Raw genomic sequence first — 23,318 nt, 5'->3', positions numbered from 1 at the left:
TAGAAAAATTGGGCAACTCTTGATTCAAGCCAATTTTTACGACCGTTTTTTCATCTTTTTACTTTGGTTTATTGGCAACGAGCAGAGGGAAGTAAAATCTAAAATGTTTTCTCCGCTTCATCTTCAAGTAGGATAGTATTGAGAAGGTTTAACTCATTAGATGCCATAAAGTAGCGATCGTCAAAAGTTGTTTCTAATTGTGCAAATAACCGCCGTCCTGTCACAGCCACCCAAGGAAATGATTCATATTGTGCTATTACAGGCATCACCAAGCCTTGAGGCGTTAGGGAACGACCCAAGGCATTTCTCCAAACCTCTGGGTCTTCTAATACCTTTTTTCTGCTGAAAGCAATTTAGATAGAGTAGTTTTGCATAACGAAGTGCCAAATATTTTTAAACGCTACTGCCACAAAAATTACGAACAAATTTCCATCAAGGCCCGCCGATGAGTTTATCTGATTCCCGTACAAGCAATTCATTGGCAATCGCTCGATTATTTTGGTAGATTTCCAATCGGAGCGTGTTGGGATCTGAATATCGAAAAGTTATAATATAGTTAACATTTCGCTCTGAATCGGTAAATCGGTACTGCGGTCGGCTTGTCGTACCCGTGACATTGAAACCTGTTAAGTTAACCGTATTACCATTTTGCTTGTTTTTCACATGGAGAATGTAATAAGCAGGTTCATACGCCCAAAAAGAAGCCTGCCAATTCGAGCTAGAAAAAGTTCCTCGAATTGAAAAATTTCCCACCGTGATCGGGCAGTTGTTTTTCTCATCATCAATTCCTCGACTGGTATCTAAATAAGCTTGACACGGTTGGTCTGCTCTTGATATCCCTCCTACTGCAAATGATAGAGATAAAGAAAACGGTAAACTGCAAACAGTAACTAAAATAATCCTTCTTAGGTTCATGATAATTTTCGCCTCGATTGTTTATCATTTATTCCTATCATATTAACCGATTAAAGGATGAAAAGTACCATGCGAACTCTTGAATTACCCTCTGGACAACTAATACCCGTTCTTGGTATGGGTACTTGGCAGATGGGAGAAAATGTCAAACATCGCCAAAGCGAAATTGATGCCTTGCGTCATGGACTCGATTTGGGTTTGTCTTTAATCGACACGGCAGAAATGTATGGAGAAGGAGGTGCAGAAGAAGTGATTTCACAAGCAATCGCTTCTCGTTGGCAACACCGAACACCACCTAAGTCAAAAAGAAAGTCGAAATAGCCCTTTCCTCGCACTCTAGATAAAGAATCATAATTTCTGTTATAATAAATATCTGCCAATACATTCCGGTCTGTTACTGGCGCATTGGAAAAAAGCTGATTCCAGCTATCCAACTGAAACATAAATTTTTTGCTCTTAGACTGGCCCCAGGTATTTGATTTGGGTTAGGGGCATTACTAGGAGCGATCGCATCCATGACATTTCGTAACCTCGGTCTTTCGACCGACCTGCTTCGTGCTGTTGCTGACTCTGGCTACACCTCACCAACCCCCATTCAGCAGCAAGCAATTCCCGCCATCCTCAAAGGGCAAGACGTTTTCGCCAGCGCCCAAACTGGAACGGGCAAGACGGCTGGCTTTACCCTGCCTCTACTGCAACTCCTGGACACTACCAACCCCAACAACGGGCATCGCAAGCCTCGCGCCCTGATCCTCACCCCCACTCGCGAATTGGCAGATCAGGTCAAAGATAGCGTCCAAACCTATGGCAAATACCTGTCCCTGCGATCGACAGCGATCTATGGCGGCGTCGGAATTGGGCCGCAAATTCTTTCGCTGCGTCGGGGAATTGATATTCTAGTCGCTACGCCCGGTCGGTTGCTCGACCACCTTGGGCAAAAGACCGTAGACCTATCCCAGATAGAGATACTGGTGCTGGATGAATGCGATCGGATGTTAGATATGGGCTTCATCCACGACATCCGCAAAATTTTGGCGAAATTGCCCCCCTCGCGGCAAACGCTGATGTTTTCTGCCACTTTCTCGAAAGAGATCCAGCAGCTTGCCAAAACTCTGCTAAAGTCTCCAATCCAGATCGAAGTGGCTCCCCGCAATACCGCCGCCGAACAGGTGGAACAGGTGGTTCATCCTGTCGATCGCGATCGCAAGCGAGAACTCCTTTCTTATATGATCGGGTTCCACAATTGGAAACAGGTACTAGTGTTCACCCGCACTAAACACGGAGCCAACCGTCTAGCCGAGCAGCTTGCTAAAGATGGGCTGAAAAGCACCGCAATTCATGGCAACAAAACTCAGGCAGCCCGCACCCGTGCCCTGCAAGATTTTAAGCAAGGGAAAGTGCGGGTATTAGTGGCTACCGACGTAGCATCGCGGGGACTAGATATCGACCAGCTTCCCCATGTGGTAAACTTTGAACTGCCCAACGTCCCAGAAGACTACGTGCATCGCATCGGTCGCACAGGTCGCGCTGGAAACGTTGGACGAGCCGTTTCCCTGGTCTGTGAAGATGAATATCCGCTTCTGAAGGACATCGAACGGTTGCTCAATAAAACCCTTGCCTCATCTGTGGTTCCAGGGTACGAGCCAACATCAATTGTCCAATCTAAGGCAGAGCAACCGAAGCCGAAGCGATCGAATCAACGTCGCAGTAACCGCGCAAAGTCCCAGGCACCATCCACACCCACCCGCACCCAAAAGTCCGCAAAAGCAGGGAATCGCGATCGAAAACGGCTCCGCACTGCTTAAGCCTCCTGCGATTACCGCCTAAAGAAGGTGAGATCCTCGACTTCACAAGAGAAGTCGGGGATTTATTGCGCTGAATTACAATTCAAATAGGATTGGTGTGTATTTTAGAGGCGATCGTGCTTTAGCCCTTTACAATACACTCACCAAAGAACAAAAAGACCAAATTCCGCAACAGTTGCGAGTATGGTTGCGCTACCGAGCGTGAAAAATACTTTGGCGCACACCGAACGCCGCCCAAGTCGAAAAGAAAGTCGAAGTAGGGTTTTCCTTGGGTTGTCAGGAAAGTGCGATCGCTGCTTGGTCGTGCCAACGGCATCTGAAACTAAGTTCCGCCGTTCTTTTCCAGCAAAGATAATAAAGCGGGTTCCTGATTGGCTACATAAGCCACTGGCTTCTTTGTTTTTCTCACCTTACCGTCTTTGACAGCTCTATTTAACCAATCCTCTATCTGCCCTTTTCGTACATCCAGGCATTCGGCAAGAGATTTTGCATCCTGGGGCTGCTCTAAATGATTGAGGATAAATGGTAAAACTGCTTCGTAGATGTCTTTTGGAGATGGCTGATTGGCAGGGAAAAGCATACCTGCAAATGAGTCTGCTACCATTAAGCGTTTATTTGTTACAACATCTACTGCCTCAGATTCTATCGCTTCCACTTCAGCCTTTGTTGGTTCAATCTCTAATATAGATGAATGATTGACAGGGAAAAGTGTATCTGCAAATGAGTTTGCGACTCCTGAAGGTTCATTTGCCACAACATTTGCTGCTTCCACTTCCGTCTTTATTGGTTCAACTTCTTGTGATGTAGCTGCGTCTAAAAGTGTCCTCAACGAATTATTCCAAGGTGTTTCTGGAAAAAGCTTTGCTCCCTTTTTAAGCAGTTGCCGATTACCTTCTGGTACAGTTCCCTGCATTCGCACAAAAACCGGGACATCCTTTATTTTTTCCAACGCTTCGGTAGCACCCGCCCAAGTACCACCCTTACCAACTGAGGAACTGACGACGAGGGCATAATCAGCTAAGGCATAGATATACTTGTTTCGACCCATCGCATTACCAGCGTTGAAGCTAGCACCAGGATCGACGGCAGAAATTAGGGTAAGTCTCCCTTCTTTAATGCCAGCACGATACTTGCCAGCTACTGCTGCCTTGCTTAAGCTATCAGCGAGTACACCTACAGCGGTTCCACCTACTTCTAAAACTGCCAGCATAGCCGAAGAATCTACCCCACGTGCCCCACCGGAAACTACCTGTATTCCTTGTTCAGCACAAGCTTGTGCAACTCTCTGGGTATAGCCCAGTCCTTCTTCATCAACATCACGAGAACCGACAACAGCCAACCCTCCCTCAGTGAGTAGTTCTATATTACCAATCCCATAGAGAATTGCTGGTGCTGAATGTCTTAGTCTCTGTTTAAGACGCTTGGGATACTGAGAGTCACCTCGTCCCAGCACCCATAGTCCTTGATTCGTCCACTTCTCGACTGCCAAGCCCAGCATGACACCTCGTTCTAGTAAAGCTACCAGCCTGTCAGAGTCGAGCTTGCCAACGCAAACTTTCGATAACCGATTTTTGAAAGTTGGATTCAGCAGATCTCTTGGACTCATCTCATTTTCCCGCAACCAGCCCGCTACGGCGTTATACTCACTAAGCGTCAGGGGCTGCGGTTCAATTTGCCGATTTTGCCCAAAGCTGGCACACAACAATAAAATTGCTTGAGTATCTGGTGACAGCAGATGGTAAGCCATAATTTTCTAATCCGCTTGCTCCAAAGAATTGAGTGCCAATGCCAGAGGAAAAACCTCACCACTTCCAGCACGACGTAAAAGCGCAGCAATGACAGTAAAAGTCCAGCGAGAATCTACCATATCATCAATTAAGAAAACTGAACCTTTCATGCCTTGCCAAGTGTCAACCTCAAATACACCATCTAAATTATGAGCTTGTTGGTAACTATTACTCATCTCTTTTTGTTGTTGATTTTGGCGGACTTTCCGAACAACTGGCTTAAAGGGTAAACCTAATTTATCAGCAAGTCGTTGGGCTAAATTTGGTACGAGTTCTGGACGATTCAATGAGGGAACGCAAGTTACCCAAGTTGGAAAAGGCTGAGGTTGCCAACGTTGAATCATCTCAAAAGCACCCTGCACCAGATCATCATCAAAATGATTATCCCGATATTTACCCTGTTTAACTAATTCTCCCCAACCTGCATCACCCCAGAGAGACAATGCCCTTCCCTCCGCTGCTCGTAAATTGTCTCGAATATTCCCTGAAAAGCCATACATTGGTAGTGCTTGTGAGGGCCATTGTTTACGGGGTTCAATGATTTGGTCACTGCGACGTAGATACTGGATTGCTTGATTGACCCGTTCTAGGGAGTAGCTCTCTGGCAATAAAGGTCTACCCAAGCACACAGTACATTTTCCGCAAACAGTTGGGTTTGGATCATCTAATTCTATTGCTAGAAAAGTCATTAAGCATTCTTGACTTTCCATATATTCCAGCATCCGAGCTTGTTCAGATCGGCGGATTTGCGTCAACTGTTCGATTTTCTCATTGTCTGGTTGATAATGAACTGGCGTAGCATACCACTTGGAGCCTTGCTTAGTTACAGGTGCGGGAGACTCCAGCGACAGGACTTTCAAAACCTTTTCAATTTGTCCTCTAGAAAGATTGAGTTGCTGCTCTAGTTGAGGAACGGAAAAGCCATCATCTACCTGTTCTAAAGCTCTTAAAACTTCCTGAACATGAGCTTCTGGGGGAAATGCGGTTCTGATGAAATAATTGGTAATTTCGTCGTCTTCATCACCGCTAAGAAGAATTCCATAAGCTTGCTCTACCGCTCTACCTGCTCGTCCCACTTGTTGATAATAATGAACAACAGAACCTGGACGTTGGTAATGAATGACAAATCCTAAATCGGGTTTATCAAAGCCCATTCCTAAAGCAGTAGTTGATACCAATGCTTTGATTTCATTTTTGAGCAGTTGGTCTTCTAATGCTAAACGTTCTTCATTAGTTAGTTCGCTGTGGTAAGCTTTAGCATCAATTCCTTGTGTCTGTAACCAATCGGCAACTCGTTCGGCGTCTCTGACAGTGAGCGTGTAAATAATGCCGCTACCAGGTAAGTTTGGAAGGTATTCGGCTAACCATGCCATTCGTGCTGCTGGGCTGGGAAGCTTGATATTTTGCAATTGCAAGCTTTTTCGGGTCAGGGAGCCTCTTGATACGCGCAGATTGGCTCCCAGTTGAGCAATGATATCGTTAACCACTCTGTTGTTAGCTGTGGCGGTTGTGGCAAGCACTGGAATGTTCTGAGGAAGTGCTTGCAAAACCCGAACAATGCGCCGATAGTCGGGACGAAAATCGTGTCCCCAGTCAGAGATACAATGGGCTTCATCAACGACAAATAATCCAATTCTTTGAGATATTGGGAACAGAACGGTTTCTCGAAATTTCTCATTTGCCAGTCGCTCAGGGGAAATCAGTAGGATATCGACTCTTCCTGCTAGCAACTGAGCTTTTATCGGTTCCCATTCTTCTGTATTACTAGAGTTAATCGTCGCCGCTTTAACGCCAATGCTTTCGGCTGCGGCAATTTGGTTTCGCATGAGAGCCAGGAGTGGTGAAATGAGGAGTGTTGAACCAGCACCAGCATCTCGTAGCAATCGAGTTGCCAGAAAATAGACTAAACTTTTCCCCCAACCAGTACGTTGCACAACCAGTAACCGCGCTTGATTCTGGATTAAGGCAGAAATCGCTTCCCATTGTCCATCTCGAAAGTCTCCTGTCGGGTTATTAAGAGCTTGACGGAGAAGTAATAACGCCTGATTTCTAATCTCTGTTGTCATATCCAGACCGAGTTTGAGAAAGCCACCTGTCTCTTCTATTAAAGCTGATAGCTGATGAGAATGTGTATCTCCGGCAGTGGCAACTATCCAGAGAAATCGCGCACTGAGGTTGAATAACTATTAAAATACATCACTGACGACAACATCGATCGCATCCCCGGCGACACGGCCACCAGTCACGAGAAGTACGAATATCTTGCACCCGGACTTCTATGCGCTGTTCGACAGCGAGTAATTTTTGTTGTGCTTGGTTCATTCAAATGGCTTTTCTGGCAGTTTTCCCATTGGTCAAATTTTACCACATCCATTGATTGAATTGGGAGCTTCTTGGCTGTAGCTTTTTTGACAGATAGTGATTTATTTATTTATTTTCGGATTAATTCTTTTTCTACGCTCCTAAAGAATGCAATATTTTAGTTTTGAAGATATTATTAATGAGTTGCCACAACTAAAAGCCGTGACTCAAGCAAAAAGCAAGCTTCTCGAACAAGCAGTAAACAAGTTTATTGAGATGGTATTGTCGAGGTTGGTCGATGCAGAACGCCTACAAGTTCGGGTCAAAGCCAATTTCAAGGATTTGTTAGCTGGTAAATTAGATGCTCTCACTATTGAGATGTTTGGCTTTCTGCTGCGACCCCATCTACGAGTAGCAGAATTTAAGTTTGATATCGGTGCTTCTGCTGTTAATCTTCAAAGCGTTAGGCATCGCCAAATTGAACTATTGTATCCGGCAAAAGGGTCAGTCAAAATGACAATTACTCAAGAACAATTGACGGCTTTTATTAATGCTGAATCAGCATCTTTATGCGAAAAACAGCCAAATGAAATTCCACTTCAGCAGGTAAAGTGTGAGTTAAGAGAAGGTGGCGCGATCGCATTTCATTTCCAATCGGTTAATCCCGAAGTAAATTACTTTGAAACTTACATTACTTTACCCCAAATTGAGATAAATGGCCGTGCAGTTATTCTAGTTCGACAGAATATTGAAAAAAGTGAAATACCAGCCGAATATGTTAATGCTATATTCGCCCAAGTAAGCAATATTTTAAGTTTTCATGATATTGCTAATCGCGGTACTACTTTCCACATTCAACAACTTAACAATGAAACAAATCAAATAATCGTGCAAGCTAATGCCTATGTTGAATATTTTCTGTCTAATTGAACCAATCGATCGCATCTAACCGAACAAGGCAAAGCCGCCATTAATAAAATTTATTTATTCTCGTTTTCGTTTTTGATACATTTTTTAATGGCGTGAACAATCAACTAGCTTTATACTACGTTGAACGTTTTCTCGCTTGGGCTTTAAAATGTTATTAGTGCGAGCGGTAACAAATTATGAACAACCCCCTAGAAGGTAAAATAGCATTAGTCACTGGTGCAACGCGAGGACTAGGCAAAGGAATTGCCGTTGGGCTGGGTGAAGCTGGTGCTACTGTATATATTACAGGTCGCACTCTAGAATCTGACGATCGTTCTGGTAGTCTCCGAGAAACTGAATTAGCCGTTACCGCCGCAGGTGGGATTTGCATACCCGTTCAAGTAGATCATAGCGACGATGAACAAGTGCGTTTATTATTCGATCGCATTCAAGATGAACAGGGGAAACTTGATATATTGGTGAACAATGTTTATTCAGGAGTACAAGTATTAACAGATGCTTCTGGCAAAGGTTTTTGGGAATCAGAACCAAATTTTTGGGATGCTTGTAATAACGTGGGATTGCGTAGCCATTATGTAGCTAGTGTTTTTGCGGCTAGAATGATGACACAACATCGCCAGGGATTGATTTGTACCATTTCTTCTTGGGGTGGTTTGTCTTACATTTTTGGCGTGCCGTATACTGTGGGTAAAGCTGCTTGCGATCGCCTAGCCGCAGATATGGCGATCGAATTAAAGCCACATCATATTACCTCACTTTCCATTTGGCCGGGAATTGTAGGCACCGAACATATCACTCGTTTAGCCGCTCAAATGAGGTCTAATGAGGCAACAGACCCACAAAGTTCTGTGTTTAGGGAGGGGTACAATTGGGAAACTCCTTTGCTGACAGGACGGGTAATTGCGGCACTGGCAGCAGATCCGACGGTCATGGGTCGCACGGGGAAAGTACAAATTGTCGCTGAATTAGCTCAACATTATAGATTAGTAGACAAAAATGGCGATCGACCTGTATCATTGCGATCGCTAAGATTTCTCATTCCCTTTGCTATACCTGCACTGCGAAAATACTCATGGCTAATCCCGAATATTAATATACCTTGGTCATTGTTATTATTAACTACTTTGGGAGCGCCAAAAGTTTAATTTAGTTTGAGTAATTAGATTTATCAAGCGGACAAACACCAAATCAATCTAAAATTTAAAATCGAATGACACAACTGAGTGAAGCAATAGTAAAATACAGGATTTCAATTTGGCTATGCCTCGATAAAATTACCACTTACGTGGTAATAAAGGGGAAATTATTTTGACTATTTCCTTTATGAAAGAAACGAAAATGAAATATACTCAATTAGCATTTGACTTGGCGCAGGACGACCGGAGAAACGAGTCACAGCTAGATCGAAGCTGCCCCAAAAGAAATGCACAGGGCTGGATTTACCAATAAACTGTGACCGGAATAAAGCCATTGTTTTGCGTGACTAATGCCACCAACCGATATTGACCATTTTTTGAATTCAAAATTCAAACTATACTGCTTTTATTATCTTTAAAAAGTTGTTTAGCTAGCCATACCCACAATTGGTTGTTACGGAGTACTCGCGCATAGCTGGCATCCACTTGATTAAGCTGAGCAAAGATGCTTGGTTGTTTGAGAACAAAGATCCATAGTAACGTGAAAACTTTGTAGAAAAGTCCTAACCAGCGATGGTAAAAAACAAGTGTTATTAGATTCAGATCGGACGCGGCATGGCCTTCTTTAACTTGCTGAGCCGAAAATTGCGGTAACACGCTCGATAATTGATTGTCGTACTGCCCAAGCAACGTGCTAAGAGCAACCGCATCGGCGATCGCCGCAGTGCAGCCTTGTCCCAAAAGACTAAACATCCCATGTGCTGCATCTCCGATCAAGACGGCTCGACCTTCCAGATGATGATAGCAGCGACATTGACTCCAGTATTCATGTCCGGGTCGGGCTGCCAGGAATGCAGCTGCCTGTTCTGGGTCAAGCTGGAGTACAGGTATGGATTTGGGAGTCATCTGTTGCAATAATTGCTCTAATTCCTCTATCGTTGCAATTCCACCAGGGTTAAGCCGATCTTGATTCCCTGTCGGTTGCCAGAAAATCAAGGCGATGAAACCACCCTGTTTTTGCGGTAAGCAGCCACCAAACACAAAACCAAATCTGCGACTGCGCGTTTGCAGTCGCAGGATACGCAGTGGGTGCTGGAGTTCTGGCTGTACTGGTAGTTGTAGGGCTTTCCAAACTTGTGGACGTTGCTGTTGTTGAAATTGGATTTCCTCTGGTAGTGAAACCATCATGGCACGACGGACAAGCGAGTGAATTCCATCTGCGCCGACAAGAAGATCGTAGGTGACGGTTTCACTACCAAACTCTCTTTCTACTTCGATCTCATGACGGACGAGATCGACATCTACAACTGAAGCGTTAAAGTTAACAGATAGTCTGGGATTCCCATCAGGAGTTTGTTCGCTCCGATCGAGCCGGAGCGTTCGCACGAGCAATGCACAGAGTTGACGATGCGGAATCAAGATCAGTCCACCTGGATTGAATTCTACTCCTTGAGATGCTAACTGTTCCTCTAGCCCCGCAATACCGTTCAACCACTGCCGTACTCTTGCTCCTAATCCCAGACCAAATCCTCGGTTGTTAAGCGGCTCTAAATCGGTTGGATTTGGGTTAGATTCATACAGCTGTACTCTGTAGCTTGGGCTAAGAGCAAGTAGCTGATGGGCTAAGAACAGACCCGCAGGCCCCGCACCCACAATGACAACGTTCATATCAAATCCTATGGCTTGCTAGCGACAAAACAGAATTCAGTTTAGTTTACGACCAAAATTATAACTTTGCGAGCTTCAAAAATATATGCCGAGCGCAATTTGACGAAGGCAAGATAAGCGAAGAGCATTATCCTTCAAACAGAAAAGTTTGGCATTAGCATCGGAAATTTTTTAATTAGACTTAAATTCCGAGTTAACATCAGATAATGTTGAGTATACAAAGGCATCAACACCACCGGATATTCGCTACCTTGTGATTTGTGGATAGTCGTTGCCTATGCTAAAGTAATTTCATTCAAATCAGCTAAATCGTATACTACATCTCGGTTCTCCAGGACATATTATGCTAAACTATTAGTTAATACTTCAAAAAATTAACCATAAACAAAAATGGAACACCAACTAACTGAAATACTTGATTTACCTGGAATCATTATTAAAGAGAAGAAGTTTTTTGACGAAACTATAATTTTAGAGGTAGAAAAGCGTGACAAGACAGATCGTTGTCCTCTATGTAATTGTGTTAGCAGACGCTTACATCAAAATCATTTCTCTTTAATTAAAGATTTACCTTGGGGTGAAAAAGAAGTATTTTTAAGAATTAATCGGCGGCAATTTAAATGCACTAACTGTCGAAAACCTTTTAGTAGCGTACAGCTAGATAGAAGAGGTGCTTCTCCTTTGATACCCGCACTAATGATGACGGAACGATCTAAAGAACTTTCAGATTGGGGTAGGATTTGCACTCCTATAATTAAGGCAGCATTTTCAAAGCTAATGTTGGGGTCTTGATTTTCTATTTGCTCAACATTTTCTAAAATGTTTTCTTCTTGGTTGGTCATCAAAGTTTATTTAACAATCGAAGTCATCTTTTCCAATGGCGATCGCCATTTTTTATAGTAAAAATATAGCAAAAACCTCAGCCGTTCTGCCGAGGTTTTTGCCAAAAAATTTCCAGAAAGAGGCACAATTAACTTTGGTTGAAATCAAAGTTAATTGTTAGCTAACCCCAAAAGCAATTAAAACTAACATGGTAACAAACAGAGCTGAAAGAGCAGCTTGGAACAGGTAACGCTGCTGCTGCTCAATTGAAGGGTACTCAGCATAGTAAAGAGTAGGTTCAACAGTGTTCTTGTTCAAAGTGTCTTCGTTATTAGTGGGATACATTTCTTTTCCTCTCTTTTTCGTTTCCTTCTATCAATAAATCTAACGATAAATTTAGTAAATATCAAGGGAAAAGTGAGTTGTGGTATATGAGTCTTTCTGGCAATCATGATAAGTTTTGACTATAGTTTAAAGAGAATTAGATATGTGTCTGATGCGGCGTGATACGCCTACGGCACGAATAGCGAACGCCGAGTAGTCTACCGGAGCGGCTACATTCAGTTTGCCAACTTGACCTACCAAGGAGAACATCTAGCCGCGTATGCCGGAGAATCAGCCATCATCCGATACAATTCCCGCGACATCACCACCATTTATATTTACCAACTACTGGAGAACAAAGAAGTGTTTCTCACCCGCGCTCATGCGATGGGATGGGAAACCGAAATCTTGTCCAGAATGAAATTATTGAAGCCTTGAAGCAGCAACCACTTCAAGTCAGAGAACAAGTTAGAAATTGCAAATCCCTCAAAGCGCGGGGTAGAGAGGGATTTTAGGGATTGGGTATTGGGTTTTTGACTGCTAGGTTAAATTATTTGCTTTCTTAACTACTTCCTTTAACTCTTCAAAGGTGATACTACCGTCTTTATCTCCATGCATAGCTAGCAATTCTTGGGGACTACTGATACCTGTTTCAGCCGAGATGATTGCACTTAAACCAGGGCTTAAGAAAAGCTCATGAATGGAGATACGATGGAGGAAATAGACAGTTTTAGAGGTCATAAAGAAAATATAGAAAGTCTATCATTTAGTCCAGATGGAAAGTGGTTGGCAAGTAGCGATCGCAGTATTATTCGCTTATGGGAGTTCAAGTGAAACCCCAAAGTAAGGATAAGGATGTCTTAAAGGCGATCGCTGCCCCAAAACGCCACTCAATATCCTTGACTCTTTGCAATTCACTTGATATAATTGAGCAGGCCAATAACTACCCAAACACCTAACTCGTCCGGGTTTATGAGGTGAAATTACCTTGTCTACCGTACCAATAACAGGTTCTGGGAAAACTTCAACTTCAGAAGGAATAAATAAACTTTTCATTGTCGATAGCCCCAAAAGGATTAGACTTGGGAAACACTGGAAAATTCCCCGCACTCTCGGCGAGAGTAAAGTAATTCCCGTGAAGCTTGTCTCACATAACCCCCCATTGCTGCTTGCTGCAACTTCATAAAGGCGTTTAAATCTTCCGAGTCGTATTTAGAAGCTAATAACTGCCGCAATTGCGCTTCTGCTTCCACGGTCAGATAACCCGTCTTCAAAGCTTGTTGGACAACTTCGCGAATCCGAACCACCCTCTACCTCCATGAAAGTGTCTGGCCTACACCTTGAGAAGTAGGTGCAGGTTGTTGCCAAATCTCATTTTAATTCACTTAAGTGATAATTTAAATGTGAAACCTGATTTTTGTCAAGCCTGAAATGTAAAGTCTGGTTCCGGTGGATGAAAAGAAAGATGGAGGATCGCCAACTGCCCGATTTGTTAGGGAGGAGATTCTGCTAGCTGGGAGAAGCCCTAAATCAAAAAAAGAAGTGAGAAGTATCTCCAAAACAGCTAATTACTCACTTATAAGAATATAATAAAATATCATCGGCTAGAGTGAGTGTACTACCTTGATTCCCTTAGATTTTCTGAAAGCTATAGCAAGCGCCCAAGGCGTATCGGACACGGAACTAGAGGCGTTGTCCCTAGCTTTGGAGGGCGAATCGATTTTGGCGATCGCAACTAAACTGGACATTAGACCGGAAGCTGTCCGGAAAAGATTAGGCGAAGTTTACAAAAAATTTCGCATTACTGGCGCTGGGCCGGGAAAATTAGCAAAATTGCAACAAATCCTCGTATCTTTATACCAAAAAGAGCAAAAGCAATTTAATTTTGATGTATTAACGGAACCTGCGATCGGTGAAACTGCGATCGCACAATCGCGTCAAGATTGGAGTGAAGCGCCAGATGTTTCTATTTTCTACGGTCGTAGCGAAGATTTAACGCAACTATCGCATTGGATTGTCGAGGAACATTGCCGAGTAGTGGCGCTACTGGGGATGATCGGAATTGGCAAAACTGCCTTATCGGTGAAGCTGGCGCAACAACTAAAGGATAATTTTGACTGCGTGATTTGGCGATCGCTACGTCATACAGCACCAGCAAGAGATTTTATTGCCGACTTACTGCAATTTTTATCTCATCAACGTAAACCATTTTTACCAGAAAGTTTAGACGAGCGGATTTCTCTGTTACTGGAACACTTCAAAACTTCTCGTTGTTTGGTGATCTTGGATAACTTAGAAACCATTCTCCGTCGCGGAGATTTTGCCGGACATTACGAAGAGAAATACAAAGGATATGGAGAACTGCTGCGGCGATTAGGAGAAGAACCGCACCAGAGTTGTCTGATTCTTACCAGTACAGAAAAACCGCGCGAAATTGCTTTGGAAGAAGGAGAAAACCTTCCCGTTCGTTCGTGGCAATTGGCTGGTTTGAAGGATGATGAAGCTGCCGAAATTTTAAAATCGAAGCGGCTAAAAGATGAACCACAATGGGGAAATCTAATTAAACTATATCGGGGTAATCCCCTTGCTTTGAAAATCGTCTCTACTACGATTCAAGAAATATTTTGTGGCAGCGTGCTGCAATTTCTCAAGCAGCGCCCCAGCTTGGTATTGCGAGATATGCGAGACTTAATCCAAGAAGAATTCGAGCGGTTATCAGAGTTGGAAAAAGAAATTGCTAATTGGCTGGCAATTGTAGGGTATCCTATTTTTCTAACCGACTTGAAAACTAATATTTGGATACCCATATCCGAATTGAAGTTATTTGAAGCTTTGGAATCTTTAGGAAGGCGATCGCTAATCGAGAAAACCTCGTCTGGTTTTACACTACCACCAGTAGTAATGGAGTTTCTGAAAAATCAGTTGGTAGAAAAAATGACGGCAGAAATTATCGAATTAATTACCAATGAAAAACCGGAAAAATTGGCAATTATTAAATATTATTGCTTGGGAATTGAATTAGAAAAAAAGAAGGAACCTGAAAGCGGAAATCAAACAACAATCGAGAAAATTCTTGAAAACTTACGGCAAGTAGTTCGCAACCAAAGCAGTTTGCAAGAACAGTTGAACCAAATCTCAATCAAATTACAAGAAAACTCGAATTTAGAAGTAGGATATGCTATTGATAACGTGCAAAATTTGATTGCCAAAATAAAGTTTGACTTGACCTAGCTCGATCGTCCCTTGTGCAACTGTTTTCGATCGCGAAGGTTTAGCTTGCCGTAGGCGTATTTATATCACATTTTGATTAATTTGTCAACTTTTAAGCCCTAAAAGAAATAATTTGTAAAGATATTATAATTACAGCTTCATCAAAATTTCATTTTTAGTCCCTTTTTTTAAAGATTAATTAAAGTTTTCGATTCGGTGCGTATTCACAACCCAATTTTCCAGATATCTAGATGAAAACTCTGTGCGGCTCACCAAGGATTCATCAATGTCTACCTTTGATATCGGTTCCCTTAATAACTCTTATACAAATCAAGATACGGTTGGCGTTACTCAACCTGACGACATCTACAGCTTCACACTCACCGATACTCGTTATCTAAAATTATCGCTTACTGGGATTAGTAATCCTGTTGATTGGCAACTTAAAGATAATTTTGGCACAACTCTGCACACCGGATCGTTTAACACAATCAATCCTGAAACTATCAATTTCGATAATTTGCCAACAGGTAACTATTTTTTACAACTGTCTCAAACTGGTGACGATACTAACTATACACTGAAAGTCGATCCGATCTCGAAGCTAGAAGTGGAATCAGGGTTTTTCACTGTTGGACAAGCTGGACAAGTAGGAGTTGATTACTTAACTGACGGTGGCAGCTATCAGGGAGAGTTAGGAATATTCAGCCTAACTGGTATAGAAGCATTTATCCCTGGTTCCGAAGCTTTTATTAAAGAAGTAGCACGGCGGATTATTAGTAATTCTGTAGAAGGTCATATAGTAATTACAGACGCTACAGAAGGTGCAAAATTTAGCCCTACTTTTCCTTGGGGAGATAACTACAATAGTGGCGAATATAAAGGAGTAAAAACTTTTGCAATGAAACCTGGGGATAAATTTGGCTTTATGCTTGTGCCTAATGGTAGCGTACAAGAAGTGTTTGGCAATCCGAATATTGGTGGCGCAAAACGTCCGTTATTTTCTTTAGCTACTGCTAACCCAACAGATGCTTTTTATGTCGGTCAGATTGCCGATGTAATTGGTGATGGCAAAACCTTTGTGATGGAGGATAAACGAGTTGATAGCAACTCCGATAAAGATTATAACGATATAATCTTCCGGGTTACTGGCGCAACAGGAGTTGCTATCAAGCTTGATGAAGTAATCGCTCCAGCTAAGGATTGGCGCAATACAAAAGTAGGAGAATATTTACGTAATTACATCAACATACCTCCTAAATATTTGCAATTTAATACTCAGGAAAATTACAAGGTGGGTGAAGCAATTAAATTGACAGATGCTAAGGTTTGGGATGAAAATGGAGATTTAGACAAAGTAAATTTTTGGTTGAAGAGAGATAATAGTGATTGGAACCGAATCGAGGTTACTGCTAACAATTTTACTTTTGATGAAGATTGGGCTACATTTAATTATTTTTGGACGCCTGAGCAATCGGGAAATTACCAATTAAAAGCGGTTGCGATCGACAAACAAAAACAAGAGAGTAATGAAGTAATTAAAACTTTCCAGGTTGAGCCTGCCAATGTGTCACCAACGAATCTGGAATTTACTATACCAGCAAGTATTTATTTTGGTGATACACCAACGCTGACGGGGAAAGTTTACGACGAAAATGGAAGTATTGACCTTAAAACAGTAGATTTTCGACTACAGAAAAATGGTGCTAACTGGGAAGATATTAGCGATGTAGTTACTTTTATACCTGATAGTATAGATAATCGTTGGGCAACATTTATTTATACTAATTTGAGTGGTTTAGAGGTAGGAAATTATCAACTGAAAGCAATTGCTTATGATAGTTTGAACCAAGCAAGTAACGAAACAATCCAAAGCTTTGCTATCGTTACTAAACCAGCCGAACCATTACCTAACAAAGCACCTCAATTTTTGCAGTTTAGTTTATTGCCAACTTATCAATCAGATAGTTCGATCGCTATAAATGGTGGGAAAGTTTTTGATGAAGATGGAGTTGCCGATCTAAAAAAAGTGCATTTTAAATTGCAGAAAGATGGTAATGATTGGAATGAGTTTGATTACAATTTATTTACACCTGATAGTCAAGGGAATGGATGGGCTAGTTTCAATTATTCTTGGAATGGGTTAGCACCTGGTAATTACACTTTGGAAGCGATCGCTTACGACAAAGCAAATGCTGAGAGTAACAAGGTAGTTCAAAACTTTACTGTAGAAAATATTTTACCACCGCCGCCACCGCCGCCACCGCCACCGCCACTGCCACTGCCACTGCCACCGCCACCGCCACCGCCACTGCCACTGCCACCGCCACCGCCACCGCCACCGCTAATTAACAAACCTGAATTGTTACAATTCAGAACTATGCCATTATACACTAATGGTGAAACATTAAGCTTTAGCGGTGCAAAAGTTTTAGATCGCGATGGTGCTAACGATATAGATAAAGTATTCTTTTGGTTAGGGACGATTGATGGCAAAAAAGTTGATACCATCGCGGTAGATCGGTTTACTACCGATAGTAAAGGATGGGCAAGGTTTGATTTAAACTATAATTTGAGTAAACTAACACCAGGGCGCTATCAATTGTGGGCGATCGCTCGCGATAAAGCAGGAAATGAAAGCGATCGAAGTATCCAAAACTTTTCTGTTATTACAGATCCGGGTGATGGTGGATTATCAGATTCCGTGAAGATTGCGATCGCGCGATCGGCTGATTTAGAAAAATACGATCCAGAAGAATTAGCCAAAACGCGAGAATGGGTAGTTTGGGTAACACCAGATCGATATTCATTAGATTTAGCTGCACTTGCTGGCGCTGAAGATCTGGGGAATACGGGATATATTCCCAACACTTATATTTGGAAATTCTCCGAAAACGATACTCCTGATATCGTACAGCCGCGATTAGGTACAATTCCAGGCGTAGAATTTGCTTATCCCTTAGTTCCCAAACAAGTAACATTGTTATCTGAGCCAGAAAAAGAACCTTTGGTAAAAGATGGCAGTCAATGGCATTTGCGAAGTGATATCCTTCCTAGTGCAGATGCTAATATTACAAAAGCTTGGGATATTTCTCTTACTAAAAATCCATCCCAAAAAGTGCGGGGAAAGGGAGTTGTAATTGGAATTGTCGATGATGGATTTGATTACGAGAGGCACCCAGATTTAAAAGAGCGTTTCTTGCCAAATTTGAGTTATGATTTTAACGAAAACGACAACAGTCCATTACCGAGCTATAAGGCTACTGTTAGTAAAGATGTAAACCGAACCATTAAGGACAATACCTCAAGGCAAGATTTCTCTCTTGATGTTGCTTTAACTGGAGTAGTAAAGGACATTAATGTAGGTTTAAATATTACTCATCCCTACGTCAGCGATTTAGAAGCTTCGCTATTGAGTCCAACAGAGCCTATTTACAATCCAAATGAAGGTCTAGGCTCTACTTCACCCCGAAGAATCTGGGGGGGAAATGGTTCAGAAGACCAAATTGGACTATTTGATGATGTGGGAGGTGATGGTGACAATTTCATTAATACCATATTAGATGACCAAGCAACTATCCGCATTAATGATGGAGTTGCACCATTTACAGGTAAGTTTATCCCGCAAAGTAAGATATCTGGAAATAATGCACCTGGCTTAGATTATTTTAATCAACAATGGGCATCCGGTTTCTGGAAATTAAGAATAGCGGACGATTCGTGGGGAAATATCGGTCAACTTAAGCGCTGGTGGCTAGAGTTTAACACCTATAATCCGCATGGAACTGCTGTAGCAGGAATAGCATTAGCTAGCGGCGATAATAATTTTGGTGGAAGTGGAGTAGCACCAGAAGCAAATTTAGCTGGACTGCGATTAATTGCAGATCAAGTAACTGATAAACAAATAGCTGATGCTTTATCTTTCAAAAACCAAGATATCGACATTTACAACAATAGTTGGAAGGTAGAAAACGCCTTTACGACTTCACCATTAAATTTAATGGCAATGGAGCAAGCTGTCAAAACAGGTCGAAATCAACTTGGTAATATCTATGTGTTTGCGGGTGGTAACGATCAACAGGATGGAGGTAATGTAAATTACAATGGTTATGCTAATTCTCGCTATGCGATCGCAGTCGCAGCAATCAATAAGGATGGTGAGCAAACTACCTACAGCGAACCAGGAACGCCACTATTAGTTTCAGCTTACTCCAGTAGCCTTGGAGAAGGACGAGGTATTACCACAACCGATTTAGTCGGTGCAGATGGTTACGATCCTGGAGATTATACTAAAAGTTTTGGCGGCACTTCTGCTGCTGCACCATTAGTATCTGGTGTAATTGCTTTAATGTTAGAAGCAAATCCAAATTTAAGCTGGCGCGACGTACAGCATATTCTCGCTAAAACTGCTAATAAAAATAACCCGACAGACAAAGGCTGGGTACAAAATGGAGCAAAACTTTGGGTTAATGATAAATACGGTTTTGGCGCAATTGATGCTTTTAAAGCTGTCAATACTGCTGCCACTTGGACACCTGTAGATCGAGAAGTGAAAGTTAGCTCCAATCTACAGAATGTTATCGAAAATATTCCCGATGGCGATCAAGATACAGGAGTAAATTCTCAAATTAGCTTCTATGAAGATATCACTGTCGAAAAAGTTGAGGTAGAACTCTACTCAGACCATAAAAATTGGAAAGATTTGAGAGTAGTGCTTACTTCTCCTGATGGCACAGAATCCGTTTTAGCTAGACCCCAATTTTCTAATGATTCCAATGTCGGACAAATCTTTAAACCAAATATCGATCGAAATTCCTGGATGTTCAATTCCGTTCGTCATTGGGGCGAATCATCTAAGGGTGAATGGACGTTAAAAGTTTTTGATGAAAATGGCAATCAAATTCAAGGAGATTTGGATTCTTGGAAACTGAATGTTTACGGTACTAAGCCGAAGGTAACTGTTAGCGCAGTGGATGCTAATGCTACAGAAAATAGCGATCCGGGTCAATTTTTGGTTACACGCACTGGTAGTACAAAGAATCCTTTAACGGTGAATTACACTATTGGTGGCACTGCGACTAACGGCACAGATTACGATAGCATTAGCGGTAGCGTTATTATTCCGGCTGGAGCAAATTCTGCGGCAATTTCTATTAATACAGTTGGAAAAGATGATGCAATCTATGAAGGAAATGAAACTGTAATTCTCACTTTAGCATCTGGGAATAGTTACAATGTGGGGAGCGAAAATACCGCAACAGTAGCGATCGCAGATAATGACTTAGACCCAACCCCAACAGTTGTCACCAATACTAACGATAGCGGTTCTGGCAGCTTGCGGAGTGCGATCGATTGGGCTAATAAGAACCCAGGTAAAGATACAATTCGGTTCAATATTTCTGCTACCGATCCTGGTTATAATGCCAGTACGGGTGCTTTCACAATTCGACCGACATCAGCACTACCAACCATTACCGATGCAGTCGTTATTAATGGAACTACTCAGGGTGGATTTGTTGGCAAACCGATAATTGAATTGGATGGTAGTAATGCAGGCTCGAATACCAATGGTTTAACAATTACCGCAGGTAACAGTACTGTCCGGGGAATGGTAATCAATCGTTTCCAACTTTACGGAATTGCGCTACAAACAAAAGGTAACAACTTAATTGAAGGTAACTACATCGGTACTGATATAACAGGTACTCAAGACTTAGGTAACTTTGCTGGTATAGATATTCGGAGTGCTAATAACATTATTGGAGGAACAACAGTTGAGGCACGCAATATTCTATCAGGAAACTATGATGGAATAATGATAGAGGGTAGTAAAGGCACAGGGAACCAAGTTTTGGGTAACTATATTGGTACTGACGTAACAGGTACTCAAGATCTGGGTAACTCTTTTTCTGGAATCTTGATTATGAGTGATGCCTCCAACAACATAATTGGCGGAAGGGTATCCGAAGCACGCAATTTGATCTCAGGTAATGACAATTCCGGTGTAATTATTCAAAGCTTGAATTCAACAGGAAACGAAGTATTAGGTAATTACATTGGTACTGATGTTACTGGCACAAAATCCTTGGGCAATTCTATTGCAGGAGTACAGATCGCAGAGAACGCATCCAAAAACATAATTGGAGGAATAACTGTTGGTGCGGGTAATATCATATCTAGCAATGGAGCTGCAAATGGTGCTGGCGTTAGTATTATTGGATCGGAAAATCAGATACTAGGAAATTACATCGGTACTGATGTTACTGGTACTGTTGCTTTGGGCAACTTCTATACTGGTGTAATAATTAGCAGTGGGAGTAATAACATTATTGGGGGAACAACTACTGAGGCACGGAATATAATTTCAGGTAACAGAGGAATGGGTGTTAGTTTGCAGAATATTGGTACTACTAATAACCAGGTCTTAGGCAACTACATTGGTACTGATATCACAGGTACTAAAGCTTTGGGTAACTCCTCTTCTGGCGTGTCAATCGGTAACGCACCTAACAACATCATTGGGGGAACATCACCAGCAGCACGTAACTTAATTTCAAGTAATTACACAGGAGTTAATATTGGTGGCGTCTCTGCAACAGGTAATTTAGTACAAGGTAACTACATCGGTACTGATGTTACTGGTAGCCAAGGTTTAGGTAACAATTTTGCAGGCGTGTCTATTTTTGGCGGATCTAATAACATAATTGGAGGAACAGTCAACGGTGCAGGCAATACAATTGCTTTCAATCAAGGTATTGGAGTACAACAAACACAAGGTATTGGAATGGGAGTACAGAACACCCTCAAAAATGCGGTTTTATCCAATGCAATATTCTCTAATACTGGTTTAGGAATCGATTTGTGGGATAACAATAGTTCTCGCGGCCTAACACCTAATGATATGGGAGATACTGACACAGGTGCAAACAACTTGCAAAACTTCCCAGTATTGACTTCAGCTATCTCCAATACTAAAAACACAACTATCCAAGGAACGTTCAACAGCACGCCTAACAAAACTTTCAGAATAGAATTCTTCTCGAATACTGCTTTAGATGCTTCCGGTTATGGTGAAGGCGAGAAGTTTGTTGGCTTTAAAAATGTAACTACTGACACCAGTGGTAATGCTAACTTTATTGTCAACTTACCAACAGCACTTCCGGCTGGTCAATTTATCACAGCAACAGCGACTGATTCAAATCAAAATACCTCAGAGTTTTCCCAAGGAATTGCAATTATTAATAAACCCGCAGAACTCTTATGGACAAAACAGTGGGGAACTTCCAGTGATGACAGGACAAGCGGTGCAGCAGTTGATAACGCTGGTAATATTTACATCTCAGGTTTAACCATGAATCAAGATGTAAATAATAACAGGTCTTATACTCCTTGGGTAATTAAGTATGACAGCAGTGGCAACCAGCAGATAAAACAGTTAGATACTTTTAGTAGTGAAGAATCTTCAAGCGGTACAGTAGTAGATAGTGCTGGTAATACCTATATTTTAGGCTTCACTTATAAAGGACAAAACAGTGGCGATGCCATAATTACCAAATATGACAGTAGTGGCATCTTACAGTGGATGAAACAGATCGGTAGTTCAGGCGCTGATAGCGCGAAGGATCTAGCAGTAGATAGTGCTGGCAATGTCTACATTGTGGGTGACGCCACTGGATCTTTAGCAGGAGATAACGCTGGATATGTAGATGTTTGGGTTGCTAAATATGATAATAATGGCAACCAGCAATGGATAAAACAGTTCGGCACTTCTATTTCTGATATTGCTGTAGCTACAAAAGTTGATAATAATGGCAATGTCTATATAGTGGGTCACACTTACGATCCTCAAGGAAATGGCAATAGTGAGGCTTGGGTAGCCAAGTATGACAATAATGGTAATCAACAATGGGCTAAGCAGTTTGGTAGTCCCAATCCTGAGTATGTTAAGGATGTTGCGGTTGACAGTGCTGGCAATGTTTATATTGTCGGTGAAACAACAGGTTCTCTAGGAGGAAATAACGCTGGAGGTACGGATACTTGGATAGCAAAATATGACTATAGCGGTAACCAGCAGTGGCTCAAGCAATTAGGGACTGGCAATACTGACTCACCCCGTAGCGTAACAGTGGATAATGCTGGCAATGTTTATATGGTAGGCTCCACCTATGGTATTTTAGAGCAAAGAAATGGTACGGGTGGTCTTGATGGCTGGGTAGCTAAGTACGACAGCCGTGGGAACCAGTTGTGGGTTCGACAGTTAGGTACTTTCGGTTCGGATGTGGCTACTAACGTAGTAGCTGATAGCACAGATAATTTCTATGTTGTAGGCTATACGGATGGCTCGCTGGGGGGAAGCAAAGCTGGGTCTATGGATGCCTGGATCACTAAGTTTAGCTAACCTTCCAAAAAATATCTTTGCT

General features: G+C 42.1%; 20 protein-coding genes and 1 pseudogene. 9 read left to right on the top strand and 12 right to left on the bottom strand.

The genetic code is table 11. From position 1 onward, the window contains the following. Positions 1–98: 98 nt before the first annotated feature. A complete protein-coding gene (locus ACE1CD_RS15110; protein ID WP_374795567.1) occupies positions 99–299 on the bottom strand; it encodes a hypothetical protein in 201 nt (66 codons plus the stop codon). Between the two features lie 133 nt (positions 300–432). After that, complete coding sequence (locus ACE1CD_RS15105) at positions 433–915, bottom strand: hypothetical protein (protein WP_374825159.1); 483 nt, start codon at positions 913–915, stop codon at positions 433–435. Between the two features lie 69 nt (positions 916–984). Here ACE1CD_RS15105 and ACE1CD_RS15100 point away from each other — a divergent pair, with 69 nt between their 5' ends. Together ACE1CD_RS15100 and ACE1CD_RS15095 are read left to right on the top strand one after the other, a co-directional pair. Continuing rightward, positions 985–1,236: an aldo/keto reductase gene (locus ACE1CD_RS15100; RefSeq protein WP_374795565.1), complete on the top strand. Its 252-nt coding sequence runs from the start codon at positions 985–987 to the stop codon at positions 1,234–1,236. A 194-nt stretch (positions 1,237–1,430) separates the two neighbouring features. Continuing rightward, a complete protein-coding gene (locus ACE1CD_RS15095; protein ID WP_374825157.1) occupies positions 1,431–2,720 on the top strand; it encodes a DEAD/DEAH box helicase in 1,290 nt (429 codons plus the stop codon). A gap of 322 nt (positions 2,721–3,042) precedes the next feature. On the opposite strand, the gene ACE1CD_RS15090 is transcribed toward ACE1CD_RS15095, so the two are convergent. From ACE1CD_RS15090 to ACE1CD_RS15080, 3 genes are all read right to left on the bottom strand, one after another. Continuing rightward, on the bottom strand, positions 3,043–4,467 hold the full coding sequence (locus ACE1CD_RS15090; RefSeq protein WP_374825155.1) for a DNA-processing protein DprA: 1,425 nt from the start codon (positions 4,465–4,467) through the stop codon (positions 3,043–3,045). A gap of 6 nt (positions 4,468–4,473) precedes the next feature. Then, positions 4,474–6,573 (bottom strand): RecQ family ATP-dependent DNA helicase, encoded by a 2,100-nt coding sequence (locus ACE1CD_RS15085; protein ID WP_374795562.1) that lies wholly within the window; start codon positions 6,571–6,573, stop codon positions 4,474–4,476. A gap of 130 nt (positions 6,574–6,703) precedes the next feature. Further along, positions 6,704–6,829, bottom strand: coding sequence for a hypothetical protein (locus tag ACE1CD_RS15080; protein ID WP_374795561.1), 126 nt, complete (start codon positions 6,827–6,829; stop codon positions 6,704–6,706). A gap of 147 nt (positions 6,830–6,976) precedes the next feature. On the opposite strand from ACE1CD_RS15080, the gene ACE1CD_RS15075 reads away from it, so the two are divergent. Both ACE1CD_RS15075 and ACE1CD_RS15070 read left to right on the top strand, forming a co-directional pair. After that, positions 6,977–7,738: an LmeA family phospholipid-binding protein gene (locus tag ACE1CD_RS15075; RefSeq protein WP_374825153.1), complete on the top strand. Its 762-nt coding sequence runs from the start codon at positions 6,977–6,979 to the stop codon at positions 7,736–7,738. A gap of 176 nt (positions 7,739–7,914) precedes the next feature. Further along, complete coding sequence (locus ACE1CD_RS15070) at positions 7,915–8,883, top strand: SDR family NAD(P)-dependent oxidoreductase (RefSeq protein WP_374825151.1); 969 nt, start codon at positions 7,915–7,917, stop codon at positions 8,881–8,883. A gap of 176 nt (positions 8,884–9,059) precedes the next feature. On the opposite strand, the gene ACE1CD_RS15065 is transcribed toward ACE1CD_RS15070, so the two are convergent. The 3 genes from ACE1CD_RS15065 to ACE1CD_RS15055 form a co-directional block, all read right to left on the bottom strand. After that, complete coding sequence (locus tag ACE1CD_RS15065; RefSeq protein ID WP_374795558.1) at positions 9,060–9,209, bottom strand: DUF5996 family protein; 150 nt, start codon at positions 9,207–9,209, stop codon at positions 9,060–9,062. Positions 9,210–9,264: 55 nt separating this feature from the next. Next, positions 9,265–10,542 carry an FAD-dependent oxidoreductase gene (locus tag ACE1CD_RS15060; protein WP_374825149.1) on the bottom strand — a complete coding sequence of 426 codons (1,278 nt, stop codon included), beginning with the start codon at positions 10,540–10,542 and terminating at the stop codon, positions 9,265–9,267. A gap of 134 nt (positions 10,543–10,676) precedes the next feature. After that, entirely contained in the window at positions 10,677–10,808 is a 132-nt protein-coding gene (locus ACE1CD_RS15055) for an ATP-binding domain-containing protein (protein WP_374795591.1), read from the bottom strand. A 124-nt stretch (positions 10,809–10,932) separates the two neighbouring features. Here ACE1CD_RS15055 and ACE1CD_RS15050 point away from each other — a divergent pair, with 124 nt between their 5' ends. Beyond that, entirely contained in the window at positions 10,933–11,334 is a 402-nt protein-coding gene (locus ACE1CD_RS15050; protein WP_374795556.1) for a transposase family protein, read from the top strand. 207 nt (positions 11,335–11,541) lie between these two features. Here the strand turns inward: ACE1CD_RS15050 and psb34 are convergent, their stop codons facing one another. After that, on the bottom strand, positions 11,542–11,709 hold the full coding sequence (gene psb34 / locus ACE1CD_RS15045) for a photosystem II assembly protein Psb34 (protein WP_374795555.1): 168 nt from the start codon (positions 11,707–11,709) through the stop codon (positions 11,542–11,544). 192 nt (positions 11,710–11,901) lie between these two features. Here psb34 and ACE1CD_RS15040 point away from each other — a divergent pair. After that, positions 11,902–12,126 (top strand): annotated as a pseudogene (locus ACE1CD_RS15040) (Mu transposase C-terminal domain-containing protein); the annotation flags it as partial. Positions 12,127–12,228: 102 nt separating this feature from the next. Here ACE1CD_RS15040 and ACE1CD_RS15035 read toward each other — a convergent pair. Next, on the bottom strand, positions 12,229–12,429 hold the full coding sequence (locus tag ACE1CD_RS15035; RefSeq protein ID WP_374825195.1) for an EF-hand domain-containing protein: 201 nt from the start codon (positions 12,427–12,429) through the stop codon (positions 12,229–12,231). Here ACE1CD_RS15035 and ACE1CD_RS15030 point away from each other — a divergent pair. Further along, positions 12,385–12,522 carry a hypothetical protein gene (locus ACE1CD_RS15030; protein WP_374795554.1) on the top strand — a complete coding sequence of 46 codons (138 nt, stop codon included), beginning with the start codon at positions 12,385–12,387 and terminating at the stop codon, positions 12,520–12,522. The two genes, ACE1CD_RS15035 and ACE1CD_RS15030, sit on opposite strands and share 45 nt — an antisense overlap. Here ACE1CD_RS15030 and ACE1CD_RS15025 read toward each other — a convergent pair. Both ACE1CD_RS15025 and ACE1CD_RS15020 read right to left on the bottom strand, forming a co-directional pair. After that, a complete protein-coding gene (locus ACE1CD_RS15025; RefSeq protein ID WP_374795553.1) occupies positions 12,505–12,744 on the bottom strand; it encodes a hypothetical protein in 240 nt (79 codons plus the stop codon). The two genes, ACE1CD_RS15030 and ACE1CD_RS15025, sit on opposite strands and share 18 nt — an antisense overlap. A gap of 20 nt (positions 12,745–12,764) precedes the next feature. Further along, positions 12,765–12,995, bottom strand: coding sequence for a hypothetical protein (locus tag ACE1CD_RS15020; RefSeq protein ID WP_374795552.1), 231 nt, complete (start codon positions 12,993–12,995; stop codon positions 12,765–12,767). Positions 12,996–13,311: 316 nt separating this feature from the next. On the opposite strand from ACE1CD_RS15020, the gene ACE1CD_RS15015 reads away from it, so the two are divergent. Then, entirely contained in the window at positions 13,312–14,919 is a 1,608-nt protein-coding gene (locus tag ACE1CD_RS15015) for an NB-ARC domain-containing protein (protein ID WP_374825147.1), read from the top strand. Between the two features lie 265 nt (positions 14,920–15,184). Continuing rightward, positions 15,185–23,296 (top strand): S8 family serine peptidase, encoded by an 8,112-nt coding sequence (locus ACE1CD_RS15010; RefSeq protein ID WP_374825145.1) that lies wholly within the window; start codon positions 15,185–15,187, stop codon positions 23,294–23,296. Positions 23,297–23,318 lie beyond the last annotated feature (22 nt).

It is taken from the genome of Aerosakkonema sp. BLCC-F183 (assembly GCF_041929145.1).
Lineage (GTDB): Bacteria > Cyanobacteriota > Cyanobacteriia > Cyanobacteriales > Aerosakkonemataceae > Aerosakkonema.
The sequence above is the reverse complement of the archived record's forward strand: the minus strand, read 5'-3'. Positions and strand labels throughout refer to the sequence as shown.

Coding starts and splice junctions, on each gene's coding strand:
- ACE1CD_RS15070 (WP_374825151.1), top strand. CDS start 7,915: ATGAACAACCCCCTAGAAGGTAAAATAGCATTAGTCACTGGTGCAACG.
- ACE1CD_RS15075 (WP_374825153.1), top strand. CDS start 6,977: ATGCAATATTTTAGTTTTGAAGATATTATTAATGAGTTGCCACAACTA.
- ACE1CD_RS15025 (WP_374795553.1), bottom strand. CDS start 12,744: ATGAAAAGTTTATTTATTCCTTCTGAAGTTGAAGTTTTCCCAGAACCT.
- ACE1CD_RS15010 (WP_374825145.1), top strand. CDS start 15,185: ATGTCTACCTTTGATATCGGTTCCCTTAATAACTCTTATACAAATCAA.
- ACE1CD_RS15035 (WP_374825195.1), bottom strand. CDS start 12,429: ATGACCTCTAAAACTGTCTATTTCCTCCATCGTATCTCCATTCATGAG.
- ACE1CD_RS15080 (WP_374795561.1), bottom strand. CDS start 6,829: ATGAACCAAGCACAACAAAAATTACTCGCTGTCGAACAGCGCATAGAA.
- ACE1CD_RS15065 (WP_374795558.1), bottom strand. CDS start 9,209: ATGGCTTTATTCCGGTCACAGTTTATTGGTAAATCCAGCCCTGTGCAT.
- ACE1CD_RS15050 (WP_374795556.1), top strand. CDS start 10,933: ATGGAACACCAACTAACTGAAATACTTGATTTACCTGGAATCATTATT.
- ACE1CD_RS15100 (WP_374795565.1), top strand. CDS start 985: ATGCGAACTCTTGAATTACCCTCTGGACAACTAATACCCGTTCTTGGT.
- ACE1CD_RS15085 (WP_374795562.1), bottom strand. CDS start 6,573: ATGACAACAGAGATTAGAAATCAGGCGTTATTACTTCTCCGTCAAGCT.
- ACE1CD_RS15090 (WP_374825155.1), bottom strand. CDS start 4,467: ATGGCTTACCATCTGCTGTCACCAGATACTCAAGCAATTTTATTGTTG.
- ACE1CD_RS15030 (WP_374795554.1), top strand. CDS start 12,385: ATGAATGGAGATACGATGGAGGAAATAGACAGTTTTAGAGGTCATAAA.
- psb34 (WP_374795555.1), bottom strand. CDS start 11,709: ATGTATCCCACTAATAACGAAGACACTTTGAACAAGAACACTGTTGAA.
- ACE1CD_RS15060 (WP_374825149.1), bottom strand. CDS start 10,542: ATGAACGTTGTCATTGTGGGTGCGGGGCCTGCGGGTCTGTTCTTAGCC.
- ACE1CD_RS15095 (WP_374825157.1), top strand. CDS start 1,431: ATGACATTTCGTAACCTCGGTCTTTCGACCGACCTGCTTCGTGCTGTT.
- ACE1CD_RS15105 (WP_374825159.1), bottom strand. CDS start 915: ATGAACCTAAGAAGGATTATTTTAGTTACTGTTTGCAGTTTACCGTTT.